Here is a 552-nt window from a genome sequence, read left to right as displayed (position 1 = left end):
CGTCCAGATCCACCATCACCCGCTCGCCATCGCCTGCTCGGAGCAGCGGCGCGTCGACAGCGAGATTCGCGAACACCCGGGAGGCGACGGCGTCGAGCTGGCGGACGTGTCCGAACCGGAACTCCCGCAGGAACGACCCGAGCGTCGACGGCGCATACGTCCGGTCGAACAACCGGCCCATTCCGCCATGGCGGAGCAGGTTCATGTCGTCGATCGAGTCCGCCCCGGCGAGCATGCCCGCGACCAGTGCCATCACCTTCGCACCCGCGTTGGCGCCCTTATCCGTCGGGACGCTCAACCGCTCACGCGCGAGCTCGTCCAACCCCGCGGAACGCGCCAGGCGGAGCATCGGCACCAGCCCCGCGGCCGACACGAGATTCGGATCATCGAACACCGCAGACACTGCGGCGGGGGCGTGCTTGAATTGCATCTACGAGATGCCTCTCCGACCAGACGAACAGAACCCTAAGCAAGCTCTATTCTTCCTGATCAGAGGGGCATTTCTACGTCACGACGCTCGCTCAACGCCCCGTCCATCGGTGGATCGAGGCT

General features: G+C 65.9%; 1 pseudogene. It reads right to left on the bottom strand.

What is annotated here, in order from left to right:
• Nucleotides 1-430: pseudogene (locus ACQVDU_RS15855) on the bottom strand (IS1380 family transposase); the annotation flags it as partial.
• Between the last annotated feature and the right edge of the window lie 122 nt (nt 431-552).

Source organism: Microbacterium sp. F2 (assembly GCF_052274505.1).
Lineage (GTDB): Bacteria > Actinomycetota > Actinomycetes > Actinomycetales > Microbacteriaceae > Microbacterium.
Note: the sequence above shows the minus strand (reverse complement) of the source record. Positions and strands in the feature narration are given on the sequence as shown.